Source organism: Pseudomonas ulcerans, from assembly GCF_036324125.1.
GTDB lineage: Bacteria > Pseudomonadota > Gammaproteobacteria > Pseudomonadales > Pseudomonadaceae > Aquipseudomonas > Aquipseudomonas ulcerans.
The window spans coordinates 1-13,624 of sequence record NZ_JAZDQN010000083.1 but is presented as its reverse complement, the minus strand read 5'-3'; the positions used below and the strand labels follow the sequence as shown (position 1 = coordinate 13,624).

At 66.3% G+C, this 13,624-nt stretch carries 11 protein-coding genes and 1 tRNA gene; all 12 read right to left on the bottom strand.

The features are described 5' to 3' along the window. Window position 1: 1 nt before the first annotated feature. A tRNA-Val gene (locus V0R59_RS31370) sits at window positions 2-77 on the bottom strand. A 225-nt stretch (window positions 78-302) separates the two neighbouring features. Continuing rightward, window positions 303-1,076 (bottom strand): SDR family oxidoreductase, encoded by a 774-nt coding sequence (locus V0R59_RS31365; protein ID WP_330078362.1) that lies wholly within the window; start codon window positions 1,074-1,076, stop codon window positions 303-305. Continuing rightward, a complete protein-coding gene (locus V0R59_RS31360; protein WP_330078361.1) occupies window positions 1,073-2,284 on the bottom strand; it encodes an O-succinylhomoserine sulfhydrylase in 1,212 nt (403 codons plus the stop codon). The genes V0R59_RS31365 and V0R59_RS31360 overlap by 4 nt, the downstream gene beginning before the upstream one ends. Before the next feature lie 16 nt (window positions 2,285-2,300). Further along, on the bottom strand, window positions 2,301-3,806 hold the full coding sequence (gene purF, locus V0R59_RS31355) for an amidophosphoribosyltransferase (RefSeq protein WP_330078360.1): 1,506 nt from the start codon (window positions 3,804-3,806) through the stop codon (window positions 2,301-2,303). Between the two features lie 41 nt (window positions 3,807-3,847). Then, window positions 3,848-4,402, bottom strand: a complete 555-nt coding sequence (locus V0R59_RS31350; protein WP_330078359.1) for a CvpA family protein — start codon at window positions 4,400-4,402, stop codon at window positions 3,848-3,850. 99 nt (window positions 4,403-4,501) lie between these two features. Beyond that, complete coding sequence (locus V0R59_RS31345) at window positions 4,502-5,185, bottom strand: SPOR domain-containing protein (protein ID WP_330078358.1); 684 nt, start codon at window positions 5,183-5,185, stop codon at window positions 4,502-4,504. 4 nt (window positions 5,186-5,189) lie between these two features. Continuing rightward, window positions 5,190-6,476 (bottom strand): bifunctional tetrahydrofolate synthase/dihydrofolate synthase, encoded by a 1,287-nt coding sequence (folC, locus tag V0R59_RS31340; RefSeq protein WP_330078357.1) that lies wholly within the window; start codon window positions 6,474-6,476, stop codon window positions 5,190-5,192. After that, window positions 6,473-7,393 (bottom strand): acetyl-CoA carboxylase, carboxyltransferase subunit beta, encoded by a 921-nt coding sequence (gene accD / locus V0R59_RS31335; RefSeq protein WP_330078356.1) that lies wholly within the window; start codon window positions 7,391-7,393, stop codon window positions 6,473-6,475. The genes folC and accD overlap by 4 nt, the downstream gene beginning before the upstream one ends. Before the next feature lie 240 nt (window positions 7,394-7,633). Continuing rightward, window positions 7,634-8,254, bottom strand: coding sequence for a phosphoribosylanthranilate isomerase (locus tag V0R59_RS31330; RefSeq protein WP_330078355.1), 621 nt, complete (start codon window positions 8,252-8,254; stop codon window positions 7,634-7,636). A gap of 37 nt (window positions 8,255-8,291) precedes the next feature. Continuing rightward, a complete protein-coding gene (gene truA, locus V0R59_RS31325) occupies window positions 8,292-9,164 on the bottom strand; it encodes a tRNA pseudouridine(38-40) synthase TruA (protein ID WP_330078354.1) in 873 nt (290 codons plus the stop codon). 107 nt (window positions 9,165-9,271) lie between these two features. Further along, the gene (locus V0R59_RS31320) at window positions 9,272-12,283 is read right to left on the bottom strand and encodes a FimV/HubP family polar landmark protein (RefSeq protein ID WP_330078353.1); all 3,012 of its coding nucleotides are present in this window, start codon (window positions 12,281-12,283) and stop codon (window positions 9,272-9,274) included. A gap of 169 nt (window positions 12,284-12,452) precedes the next feature. Next, complete coding sequence (locus tag V0R59_RS31315; RefSeq protein WP_330078352.1) at window positions 12,453-13,463, bottom strand: aspartate-semialdehyde dehydrogenase; 1,011 nt, start codon at window positions 13,461-13,463, stop codon at window positions 12,453-12,455. Window positions 13,464-13,624: the final 161 nt, after the last annotated feature.

Sequence of the window (13,624 nt, the reverse complement as noted above, 5' to 3'; positions counted from 1 at the left end):
GTGGTGGGTGATGACGGGATCGAACCGCCGACCCTCTGCTTGTAAGGCAGATGCTCTCCCGGCTGAGCTAATCACCCTTCGTAACCTACGTCACATCGCGTCACTGCTGTTGCTGTTTCGCTTTGTTTCGTTTGCTTCGCTGAGGCCGCGAAATTTACGCAGGTAACGAACCTAAGTCAATACCCCTGTTGAAGTTTTTTTCAAAAAGGGCAAAAAAGTTGATTTCCCCCGCATCCCCCTCGACCTCAGGCGGTAGCACAAACTTTCCGCTTCGCAACCTCGACCGCCAGAAATTCCGACGGTTACTGGTAGATCATCTTCCGGGTCATGCCGCCGTCGACCACGAACTCCTGGCCGGTGACGAACCCGGCATTCTTCGACAGCAACCAGGAAACGGCCGCCGCCACATCTTCCACCGTCCCTACCCTGCCCGCCGGATGCTGGGCATGGTCGGCATCGCTCAACGGCTCGGCACGTCGCACCGAAGGATCACGGGCATCGATCCAGCCGGGGCTGACGGCATTGACGCGGATCTCCGGGCCCAGGCTCATGGCCAGGGCATGGGTCAGCGCCAGCAGGCCGCCCTTGCTCGCCGCGTAGGCCTCGGTGTCCGGCTCGGACTGGATGGCACGGGTCGAGGTCAGGTTGACGATCGCCCCGCAGTGCGCGCGCAGATATGGCGCGCAGTGCTTGGCCAGCAGCATCGGCCCGCTCAGGTTGACCGCCATGACGCGGTTCCAGTGCTGCAGGCTGAGGCTTTCCAGGGTGGTGTTGTGCGGATTGGCGATCGCCGCGTTGCACACCAGTGCATCGAGGCGACCGAACTGGCCGAGGACCTCGGCCACGCAGGTGGTGACCTGGACTTCGTCGGCGACATCCATGCCGACGAACCAGGCGTTGTCACCCAGGACCTTGGCGACCTTGGCCCCGCGCACGCGGTCGACGTCGGTAAGGACCACCTGCCAGCCCTCGGCAATCAGCCAGGCGGCGATGCCCAGGCCGATGCCGCGGGCGGCGCCGGTAACCAGCGCTACCCGACCGTTATGGCTGCTCTCGGCAACCGACCAGTCGATCACAGCGCGGCCAGCCCACGTGCGAGGTCGGCCTTGAGGTCGGCCACGTCTTCGAGGCCCACGGCAACCCGGATCAGGCTGTCGCGGATGCCGGCGGCCTCACGCTCCTGCGGCGACAGACGGCCGTGGGAGGTGGTGCCCGGGTGGGTGATGGTGGTCTTGGCGTCACCGAGGTTGGCGGTGATCGAGATCAGCCGGGTCGCGTCGATGAAGCGCCATGCGCCTTCCTTGCCGCCCTTGACCTCGAAGCTCACCACCGCGCCGAAGCCCTTCATCTGGCGCTTGGCCAGATCGTGCTGCGGGTGGCTTTCGAGACCGGCGTAATGCACTTTCTCGATGCCGTCCTGCTGCTCCAGCCACTCGGCCAGCTCCTGGGCATTGGCGCAGTGCGCGCGCATGCGCAGGTTCAGCGTCTCCAGGCCCTTGAGGAAGATCCAGGCGTTGAACGGGCTCAGCGACGGGCCGGCGGTACGGATGAAACCGACCACTTCCTTCATCTGCTCGCTGCGACCAGCCACCACGCCGCCCATGCAACGGCCCTGGCCGTCGATGAACTTGGTCGCCGAGTGCACCACGATGTCCGCGCCCAGTTGCAGCGGCTGCTGCAGGGCCGGGGTGCTGAAGCAGTTGTCCACCACCAGCTGGGCGCCCTTGGCGTGGGCGATTTCCGCCAGCGCGGCGATGTCCACCAGTTCGGCCAGCGGGTTGGACGGCGACTCGACGAACAGCAGTTTGGTGTTGACCTTGATCGCCTGTTCCCAGGCGTTCAGGTCGGCCAGCGGCACGTAGTCCACCTGCACGCCGAAGCGCTTGAAGTACTTCTCGAACAGGCTGATGGTCGAACCGAACACACTCTGCGAGACCAGCACATGGTCGCCGGCGCTGCAGAACGACATCACCGTGGCGAGGATCGCCGCCATGCCGGTGGACGTGGCCACCGCCTGCTCGGCGCCTTCCAGGGCGGCGATGCGCTCCTCGAAAGCCCGCACGGTGGGGTTGGTGTAGCGTGAATAGACGTTGCCTGGAACCTCGCCGGCGAACCGCGCCGCGGCATCGGCCGCGGTACGGAACACGTAGCTGGAGGTGAAGAACAGCGGGTCGCTGTGCTCACCTTCCGGCGTGCGATGCTGGCCGGCGCGAACCGCCAGCGTGTCGAAGGCGACCCCTTCGAGGTCGCTGTCCAGGCGCCCGGCATCCCATTCCTGTGTCATGCCGTTGCTCCCCTTATCAGTTGTTGTGGAGGTCGATGATCGCGCTGACCGCCTGGTTCTTGGCCTTGGCGAGGTCGTTGCGCGCTCGCTCGATGCGGTCCAGGTAGGCTTCGTCGACGTCGCCGGTGACGTACTGGCCGTCGAATACCGCGCAGTCGAAGTGCTCGATCTTGATCTTGCCGCCGCCAACCGCCTCGATCAGGTCAGGCAGGTCCTGGTAGACCAGCCAGTCGGCGCCGATCAGGTCGGCGACGTCCTGGGTGCTGCGGTTGTGAGCGATCAGCTCGTGGGCGCTCGGCATGTCGATGCCGTAGACGTTGGGGAAGCGCACGGCCGGAGCGGCCGAGCAGAAGTAGACGTTCTTGGCGCCGGCTTCGCGGGCCATCTGGATGATCTGCTTGCAGGTGGTGCCGCGCACGATGGAGTCGTCCACCAGCATCACGTTCTTGCCGCGGAACTCCAGCTCGATGGCATTGAGCTTCTGGCGTACGGATTTTTTCCGCGCGGCCTGGCCCGGCATGATGAAGGTACGGCCGATGTAGCGGTTCTTGACGAAGCCTTCGCGGAACTTCACGCCCAGGTGGTTGGCCAGTTCCAGCGCGGCGGTGCGGCTGGTGTCCGGGATCGGGATGACCACGTCGATGTCGTGGTCCGGACGCTCGCGCTGGATCTTCTCGGCCAGCTTCTCGCCCATGCGCAGGCGCGCCTTGTACACCGAGACGCCGTCGATGATGGAGTCCGGACGGGCCAGGTAGACGTGTTCGAAGATGCACGGCGAGAGTTTCGGGTTGGTCGCGCACTGGCGGGTGTGCAGCTTGCCTTCCTCGGTGATGTACACCGCTTCGCCCGGGGCCAGGTCGCGGATCAGGGTGAAGCCGAGCACGTCCAGGGAGACGCTTTCCGAGGCGATCATGTACTCGACGCCTTCGTCGGTGTGACGCTGGCCGAAGACGATCGGGCGGATGCCGTTCGGGTCGCGGAAGCCGACGATGCCGTAGCCGGTGATCATCGCCACCACGGCGTAGCCGCCCACGCAGCGGTTGTGCACGTCGGTGACCGCGGCGAACACGTCTTCCTCGGTCGGTTGCAGCTTGCCGCGCACCGCCAGCTCATGGGCGAAGACGTTGAGCAGGACTTCCGAGTCGGAGTTGGTGTTGACGTGGCGCAGGTCGGACTCGTAGATCTCCTTGGCCAGTTGCTCGACGTTGGTCAGGTTGCCGTTGTGCGCCAGGGTGATGCCGTACGGCGAGTTGACGTAGAACGGCTGGGCTTCGGCCGAGGTCGAGCTGCCCGCGGTTGGGTAGCGCACGTGACCGATGCCCATGTTGCCGACCAGGCGCTGCATATGGCGCTGCTGGAAGACGTCACGGACCAGGCCGTTGTCCTTGCGCAGGAATAACCGGCCATCATGGCTGGTCACAATACCGGCAGCGTCCTGGCCGCGGTGCTGGAGGACGGTTAGCGCGTCATACAGCGCCTGATTGACGTTCGACTTACCGACGATACCGACGATGCCACACATGCGACGCAACCCCTACTTAATGAAACTGGACTGAACGGTACTCACGGGACTTTTGGCCCCAGGAGCTGTTCCTTGAACGGGAGATCGGCCGGAGCGCTGATCCCGCTGGCTAGCCACTGGCTGGTCAACCCCAGGATGAGGTTCTTCGACCAGTCAGCCACCAATAGAAATTGGGGCAGGAGTCGCGACTCCTGCCACCATGGATCCTGTTGTACCGGCCCCAGGCTCAGCAGCCCGACGGCCACTACAACCAGCAAGGCGCCGCGCGCGGCGCCGAAGGCCATGCCGAGGAAGCGATCGGTCCCGGAAAGCCCGGTGACGCGAATCAGCTCGCCCAGAAGGAAATTGATCATCGCCCCCACCAGCAGGGTGGCGACGAAGACGATTGCACAGCCACCGATGACCCGCGCGGAAGGCGTCTGGATGTAGCTGTCCAGGTACTGCGCAGCCGAGCCACCGAACATCCACGCCATTGCACCGGCGACGATCCAGGTGAGCAGCGACAAGGCTTCCTTGACGAAGCCGCGCTTGAGACTGATCAGCGTAGAAATGGCGATGATCGCGAGAATCGCCCAGTCGACCCAGGTAAAAGCCACGGTGTTGCCTGCAAACGGTTGAGGCCGGGCATTTTACCAGAGCGGGGGACTATCGGTAAGCGGTGATTTGCCGTCCGGCGCGGGGCTGGACGGCAGGTTTCAACCGCGTTCTGGCTGGAAGCGCACCACGAAACCCTTGAGTTTCTGCTGGCGGCTGATGACATCGCGCAGGCGCTCGGCCTCGGCACGCTCGATGACCGGGCCGACGAACACCCGGTTCATGCCATCGGCCGAGCGGATGTAGGCGTTGTAGCCCTGGCTGCGCAGGGTTTTCTGCAGGCTGTCGGCGCTGGCGCGGTTGGACAGGCTGGCCAGTTGCACCGACCAGCTCACCGGCAGGCCATTGGGATCGACCTTGCTGGCCGCGGCCTGGGCCGCCGCTGGCGCCGGTGCTGCCGCAGGCGCGGCGGGCTTGGCCGGTGCGGCGGCGACCGTCGGCGCCGGGGCAGGCTTGGCCGCCGGAGCCGGCGTCGGCAGCGGCGTGGTCGGTTTCGGCGCTTCCGCTACCGGCGCGGAGGGCGCCGGAGCGATCGGCGTGCTCGGTGCCGCCACGGGCTGGCTGGCCACGCTGCTCTCGGGAATGACCTGCGGCTCCGGCACCTGCACCGGCTCCACCTGGACCTGCGGCAAGGCCGGGACCGCCGGCGCCTGCGGCGCCTCGACCTGGACCTGACGCAGTTCGTCTTCCTTGGTGAACAGCATCGGCAGGAAAATCACCGCCAGCGCCACCAGTACCAGTGCGCCGACCATCCGTTGCTTGATGACCTTGTCCAGCCCCGCCATTGACTCAGTCCTCCATGGCTTGCCGGCTTAGCCATTGCAAGGCCTCGCCGACACAGAAAAATGATCCGAACAGCAGGATTTCGTCATCCGCCGTCGCCTGCGCGCACTGCCCTTCCAGGGCCTGTGCAACGCTGGAATAGGACTGCACCGCAGCGCCAAGGTTCGCCAGCGCCGCCTGCAGCTCCGTTGCCGGACGACTGCGTGCAGTATCCAGTGTAGCGACCGCCCAGCTGCCGACCTGTGGCAGCAGTGGCTGGATCACGCCGTCCAGGTCCTTGTCCGACAGCAGGCCGAAGACCGCCAGGCGCTGCCCCACCACCGGCCGCGCAGCCAGGCGTTCGGCCAGGTACTCGGCAGCGTGGGGGTTGTGGCCGACGTCGAGGAGGATGTTCAGGCGCTTGCCCTGCCAGGTGAACTGGCGGCGGTCCAGGCGCCCGACGATCCGCGCGTCCTGCAGGGCCTGGGCGATACGTTCGGCGTCCCACGGCAGGTCCAGCAGCAGGTAGGCCTGCAGGGCCAGGGCGGCGTTTTCCATGGGCAGGTCGAGCAGCGGCAGGTCGCGCAGTTCGACCACGGCCCCACGGGCATCGACACCGCGCCATTGCCAGCGCTGCTCGGTGTAGGCCAGGTCGAAGTCGCGACCACGCAGGAAGAACGGGCAGGACAGCTCGCGCGCCTTGTCCAGCAGCGGTTGCGGCGGGTTGAGGTCGCCGCACAGGGCCGGCTGGCCCTGGCGGAAGATCCCGGCCTTCTCGAAGGCCACCGACTCGCGGGTGTTGCCCAGCCAGTCGGCATGGTCGACACCGATGCTGGTGACCACGGCCAGGTCGGCATCGACCAGGTTGACCGCGTCCAGGCGTCCGCCCAGGCCCACTTCGAGGACCACGGCGTCCAGCGCCGCGCGACTGAACAGCCAGAAGGCCGCCAGGGTGCCCATTTCGAAATAGGTAAGGGAGATTTCGCCACGGGCCGCCTCGACAGCAGCGAAGGCTTCGCAGAGCTGCGCGTCACTGGCTTCGAGCCCTTCGACCTGCACCCGCTCGTTGTAGCGCAGCAGGTGCGGCGAGCTGTAGACCCCGACCTTCAGCCCCTGCGCCTTGAGCAGCGCAGCGATGAAGGCGCAGGTCGAGCCCTTGCCGTTGGTGCCGGTGACGGTGATCACCCGTGGCGCCGGCTTGCCCAGCCCGAGCCGGGTCGCTACCTCGCGGGAGCGCTCCAGGCCCATGTCGATGGCCGACGGGTGCAGTTGCTCGAGGTAGGCGAGCCAGTCGCCAAGGGTACGCGGGGTCATACGGTGGCAGGCGCCGGCGGTACGACCACGGCGTCGACGGCCGAAGGTACGAATTTCGGCGTCGGCTTGCCGGTCATCTGCGCCAGCAGCTTGGCCAGGCGCGAACGCAGTTCGGCACGATGGACGATCATGTCGATGGCGCCGTGTTCCAGCAGGAACTCGCTGCGCTGGAAGCCTTCCGGCAGTTTCTCGCGCACGGTCTGCTCGATCACGCGCGGACCGGCGAAGCCGATCAGGGCCTTCGGCTCACCGACGATGACGTCGCCGAGCATCGCCAGGCTGGCGGAAACGCCACCGTAGACCGGGTCGGTCAGCACGGAGATGAACGGGATGCCTTCTTCGCGCAGGCGCGCCAGGGCGGCGGAGGTCTTGGCCATCTGCATCAGGGAGATCAGCGCTTCCTGCATGCGCGCACCGCCGGAAGCGGAGAAGCAGACCATCGGGCAACGGTTTTCCAGGGCATAGTTGGCGGCGCGAACGAAGCGCTCGCCGACCACGGCGCCCATGGAACCGCCCATGAAGGAGAATTCGAAGGCGCTGACCACGATCGGCATGCCCATCAGGGTGCCGCTCATGGAGATCAGGGCGTCTTTCTCGCCGATCGCTTTCTGCGCGGCGACCAGGCGGTCCTTGTACTTCTTGCCGTCGCGGAACTTCAGGCGGTCAACCGGCTCCAGCTCGGCGCCCAGCTCGTTGCGGCCTTCCGGATCGAGGAAGATGTTGATGCGCGCGCGCGCGCCGATACGCATGTGGTGGTTGCACTTGGGGCAGACGTCCAGGGTCTTTTCCAGTTCCGGACGGTACAGCACGGCTTCGCAGGACGGGCACTTGTGCCACAGGCCTTCGGGAACCGAACTCTTCTTGACCTCGGAACGCATGATCGATGGGATCAGTTTGTCTACTAACCAGTTGCTCATGCTTTATTTCTCCAGTAGCGGCGGCCGGCAGGCATTGGGTGCCGGGTCGCGCGTATGCCCTTGAGCTTCAAAAATGATTCGGGAAGAACGGCCGCATCCGCGGGCGCGCCGAGAGCGCTGGCCCGGACGGCGTGCGACCGCTCGTCAATTCGTATGGCCGGCCCGCGGGCCTGACCTGGCAGCACTCGGCTGCGAAAGTTATGGACGATGCCATGCCGGCCGCCGTCACATCGACAGGCATCATGCGTGGCGCACCGCAGAGAGGAAGGCTTCGATGCGCGCCGCGTCCTTGATGCCCTTGGCCTGCTCCACCCCGCCACTGACGTCCACCGCGTACGGCCGCACCTGGGCAATGGCCGCGCCGACGTTGTCGGGGGACAGGCCGCCGGCGAGGATGATCGGCTTGCTCAGGTGCTCGGGCACCAGCGCCCAGTCGAAGGCTTCGCCGGTACCGCCGGGAACGCCGGGCACGTAGGCATCGAGGAGAATGCCGCTGGCCCGGGCGTACAGCCTGCAACTGGCTTCCAGGTCGTCACCGGCACGCACTCGCAGGGCCTTGATCCAGGGCCGGTTGTAGCCCTCGCAGTCGGCCGGGGTTTCGTCGCCGTGGAACTGCAGGAGGTCCAGCGGCACGGCTTCGAGGATCTCGTTCAGTTCGCAACGGCTGGCGTTGACGAACAGGCCGACGGTGGTCACGAACGGCGGCAGCGCAGCGATGATTTCCCGCGCCTGCTGCACCGTCACCGCCCGCGGGCTCTTGGCGTAGAACACCAGGCCGATGGCGTCAGCCCCCGCCTCGGCCGCGGCCAGCGCGTCCTCGACACGGGTAATACCGCAGATCTTGCTGCGAACGGCAGACATGGCCAGGGATTCTCCTAGGAAGCGAAAGTCCCGGATGTTAGCAAATGACCACCGGGTCGTCAGCCGTCAGGGCGTCGAAACCGGTGAGGAAATGCGGCCCGATGAAACGCTGCGGCAAGGCGAACTCCTCGGGGTATTCCACCTGCACCAGGTACAGGCCGAACGGATGGGCGGTCGGTGCGCCGGAGCGCCGGTCAAGGCTGGCCAGGACCTCGGCAGCCCACTCCACCGGGCGCTCGCCGGCGCCGATGGTCATCAGCACCCCGGCGATGTTGCGCACCATGTGGTGAAGGAAGGCGCTGGCACGGATATCGAGGACGATCATCTTGCCGTGGCGGGTGACCCGCAGGTGGTGGATGGTCTTGATCGGCGACTTGGCCTGGCATTGGCCGGCGCGGAAGGCGCTGAAGTCATGGGTGCCGATCAGGCAGGCGGCGGCGGCGGCCATGCGCTCGACATCCAGCGGACGGTGGTTCCAGGTGACCTGGTCGCCGAGATGCGCCGGGCGGATCTGGTCGTTGTAGATCACGTAGCGGTAGCGCCGGGCGAAGGCCTTGAAGCGGGCGTGGAAATTGGCCGGCATGGTTTCGGCCCAGGTCACGCTGATGTCGTGGGGCAGATGGCTGTTGGCGCCCATGGTCCAGGCCTTGGGATTGCGGATGGCGCGGGTGTCGAAGTGCACCACCTGGCCGCTGGCATGGACCCCGGCGTCGGTGCGCCCGGCGCACTGGATGGTGATGGTCTCGTCGGCCACTTTCGACAGGGCTTCTTCGAGGGTCTGCTGGACGCTGGTCACGCCGTCGCCCTGGCGCTGCCAGCCGCGATAACGGGTGCCTTTGTATTCGACGCCCAGGGCGATGCGGGAATAGCCTTCGGCCGCGACTTCGGCGGGGTTTTCGATGATTTCCAAGGGGGTAGAAGCCTGTCGGTTACGCGATGGCGGGGATTATAGCGACAACGGTGGTGGCGGGGGTCAATAGCATCGGGGCCGCTGTGCGGCCCCGAATGTTCTACGTGTCAGGACAGCTTGGAGCGCAGCTCGTTGGCCTCGCGGCGCTGGTCCTGGTCGCCTTCCTTGTAGACCTCGTCGAGGATGTCGCGCGCACCATCGTGGTCGCCCATGTCGATGTAGGCACGGGCCAGGTCCAGCTTGGTGGCGACTTCGTCGGTACCGGACAGGTAGTCGAACTCGGCGTCCTCTTCCGGCGGCAGGCTGGCTGCGTCCTCGGCGGTGAAGTGCGGCTCCAGCGACGGCGTTTCCAGGCTGGCGGAGAGCTTGTCCAGCTCGGCGTTGACGTTGTCCAGCTCGGCGGCGAAGTTCTTCGACGCGGCATCGTCCTCGCCCGGCAGCGACAGGTCGAAGTCGTCCGGCAGTTCCAGGTCCGGCAGGTCGGCTTCCAGGCCCAGGTCGTTGTCGAAGGCCGCCAGCTCCGCCTCGATATCCAGCGGCGGGCGACTTTCCGTGGCCACGGCCGGCGTCTCGTCGGGAATGCTCAGGTCGAAGTCGGCCAGGTCGTCGCTGGCAGTGGACTGCGCCTTGGTGTGCTCGTCGAGCAGGGCATCGAAGTCCATGTCATCGTCGAGCGCCGACAGTTCCGGCTCAGGCTGCGCTACAGGCTGCTCCTGGGCTGCGGTGTGCTCTTGCAGCAGGCTGTCGAAGTCGAGATCGTCCGCCACCGAGGGCTCTGGCTCGGGTTGCGGCTCGGGCTCGACGGCCTGGGCAGCGGTGTGCTCCTGCAGCAGGCTGTCGAAGTCCAGGTCGTCCACCACCGGTGGCTCTGGCTCGGGTTGCGGCTCGGGCTCGACGGCCTGGGCAGCGGTGTGTTCCTGCAGCAGGCTGTCGAAATCGAGGTCGTCCGACACCGCAGGTTCTGGCTCAGGCTGCGGCGCCGGTTCGGCCGCCTGGGCGGCAGTGTGTTCCTGCAGCAGGCTGTCGAAGTCCAGGTCGTCCGCCGGCTCTGGCTCAAGCCGTGGCGGCTCGGCCTGCGGTGCTTCCGGGTTGTCCTGCAACAGGGTGTCGAAGTCGAGGTCGTCCAGCGACGGTTCTGCCGCTGCCTGGGTGCTGGCGGCGACGGCGGCCTGGTCGGCCGGGGCTTCCAGTTCCAGGCCGTCGAGGTCATCGAGGCTCAGGTCGAAGGCGCTGTCCAGCTCGTCGTCGGCAGCCAGTTCGGCGTCCGCTTCCGGCTGCGGCTCGTCGGCCATCAGTTCCTCGACGAACTTCTCGTCCAGGCCGGACGCCACGGCGGCACCAGCAGCCGCGGCCGCCAGGGCGACCATGGTCGGGAAGCGGCTCTTCAGCGATTCGACCTCGGCGAGGTTCTGTGGATTGGCCTGCAGCTGGCGCTCCTGGATGACGAAACCGCTGCGGTCGCCCTGGCGTGCATAGACTTCCATCAGCTTCAGGCGCAGGTCGCTGCGCTGCGGGAATTTCTCCACCGCCGGTTCCAGCAGGTTGGAAGCCTGCATCAGGCGGCCGTGGGCGATGCAATCGTCGATCTCGGCCATGAACGGGTCGACCTTCGGCTCCACCGGACGCGGCTCGCTGACCTGCTCGGCAGCGGTGGCCGCGGCCGCCGAGGCGGCGACCACGGCAGGCGCCAGGGTGACCGTCGGCGCGGCGATGTCGAGGCCGTCGAAGCTGCCTGGCGGCAGGTCCAGGTCAGGACCCAGCTCGCCTTCTTCGGCCAGGGCGCGGGCCATGCGCATGTGCTTCTCCGCTTCCTGCTGGGCCTTGCGCTTGCGCGCCAGGAGCAACAGCAGCAGAAGCAGGACCAGCAGCGCGGAACCGGCGATCAGCGCCAGCAGCAACGGATTGCCGAGGATGTTGTCCAGCGCGCTCGGGCTGCTCTCCTCCGCAGTCGACGTGGCGGCGGTATCGGTGGCTGTCGGAGTGGCGGCCTGCTGTGGCTCGGTGTCCACTGCGGCTGGCGGCGGGGTCACTACCGGCTCGGCGGTGGGCGCCGGGTTCGGTTGCAATTGGGCATCGATCACCGGCGCGGCGGCAACCGGGGCGGCTGGCGCGCTGCTCTGCGCTTCGAGGCGGGCCAACTGGTCGTTCTTCAGGTCGATCAGGCGTTGCAGCTTGTCCAGCTGGCTTTGCAGGTCGGCCACGCGACTTTTCAGTTCGTCGCCTTCACGACGGCTGCTGTCGAGGTTTTCCTGGGTCATCGCCAGCTTGTCGCTCAGCGCCTTGTCGCTGCCGGCGCCCTGGCTGCCGGGGGCGACCAGCTTGAGGTTGTCCTGCTGGGCGATGCGTGCCGGAGCGGCCTGGGTGGCGTCGCGGCGGGTGGCATCGAGCTGGCGGGCCTGCGGGCCAAGGCGACGTCCCTGGCGCCAGGCGGCGTATTGCTCGTTGACCTCTTTCACCGCCTGGGCCTGCGGGATGGCCTGGATCTGCTGCTGGTCCGGCATGCGCAGGACCTGGCCGGTCTTCAACTGGTTGATATTGCCGTTGATGAAGGCATCCGGGTTGAGCGCCTGGATCGCCAGCATGGCCTGCTGCACCGAGCCACCCTGGCGCGAGCGCGAGGCGATTTCCCAGAGGGTGTCGCGGCGCACCGTGGTGTAGTTGCCCGGGGCACTGACCGCCGGGGTCACGCCAGCGGCGGCCTGGGCGGTTTCCGGGGAGAACTTGGAGGCGTCCAGCAGCACGCTGTAGTCGCGCAGCAGGCGACCTTGCGGCCACATCACCTGGACCAGGAACTTGACCATCGGCTCCGGCAGCGGCTGGCTGGAGGTGACCTTGAGCACGCTCTTGCCCGCCGGGTTGATCACCGGGGTGAAGGTCAGGTCGTTGAGGAACGGCTGGCGCTCGACGCCGGCCTTGGCGAATTCTTCCGCCGGCGCGAGGCTCGGCTTGACGTCGGCGGCGCTCAGGTCGCGCACGTCGAGGAGTTCGATTTCAGCATTGAGTGGCTGGTTCTGTGCCGACTTGAGAGTCAGCTCGCCCAAGCCGAGGGCATGCGCCATACCGGAAGACAGCGCCGACGCGGCGGCTATTGCTAACACCAGTTTGCGAATTCGAAGCATGACCTCATCCTTTGTTTGAAACTTCCCCGGTATCCGAGAAGAAGTGAAGAACCGCCGTTGAGGCTAAATACCGACATGATCGCAGTCATGTTCAAACTGCCATTATTGGCCGCCGGCTAGTTGCCTGCGGCATTTAACGGTCAGTGTGCAAAGTGTCGCCAAGTATCTTTTACACAAGGTCTTTTATCAACAATTCAGCCAGCTGTATGGCGTTCAATCCCGCGCCTTTGCGCACGTTGTCGGTGGTCAGCCAGAGATTGAGTTGCCGCGCCTCGTCGATACCGCCGCGAACACGTCCCACATACACCACGTCCTGGCCGACGGCATCGCCCACCGGCGTCGGATAATCCCCCGCCTCCACCAGTTCGATGCCTTCGGCTGCTTCCAGTGCCGCATTCACGGCGGCGATATCCACCGCTTCGGCTGTATTCAGCGTCACAGTGTAGCTATCGCCAAAAAACACCGGGACTTGAACGCAGGTCACTGAAATGCTGAGTAAAGGCATGCCGAGCAGTTCGCGCAACTCACGCACCAGGCGGCGCTCCAGCAGGCCGTGTCCCTGTTCGTCGCTGGCACCGACCTGCGCCAGCAGGTTGAAGGCCATCTGCCGGTCGAAGAAACGCGGTTCCAGGGGACGGGCGTTGAGCAGCTCGGCGGTCTGCCGGGCCAGTTCGCTGACCGCCTCGCGGCCCTGGGCAGAAACCGCCAGGCAAGCGGTAACGCTGACGTGCAACGGGGCCAGCAGGCCTTTCAGCGGTGCAAGGGTCACGGCCAGGGCGACTGCGGCAGCACTGGGGCTGTGGATGACCGAAGGGGTCGGCAAGCCGTCCAGCACCTGCGGGTTGGCCTCCGGGACCACGGCCGGAGCCTGCCCGGCAGGCAGCGCGCCGGACAGGTCGATCACCGTGCAGCCGGCCGCCGTAGCGCGCGGGGCGAAGCTCAGGGTCACCGCCGGACCGGCGGCGAAGAAGGCCAGGCGGACCTTGGCAAAGTCGAAGTCATCGACATCGCGGCTGCGCAGGTTCTTGCCGCGGAAGCTCACGGCGCTGCCGGCGGATTCGTTGCTGGCCAGCAGGTACAGGGTGCCCACCGGGAAATCCCGTTCTTCGAGGATCTGCACGAGGGTTTCGCCGACGGTGCCGGTGGCGCCGATGACGGCGATGTCGATGGATTGGGTCATCAGGATTTCCTCTGGCCTTGAGGGGCCCATTGCTGGTGGGTCCAGTGCGGACCTGTGGGAGCGGGGTGACCCCCCCGAGGGCATTTGAAATTAGCATTGAAAAAGGGGGGGGGACCCCCCCCCCACCCCCCCCCGACCAACCACCCATCACGCCCCCCCCC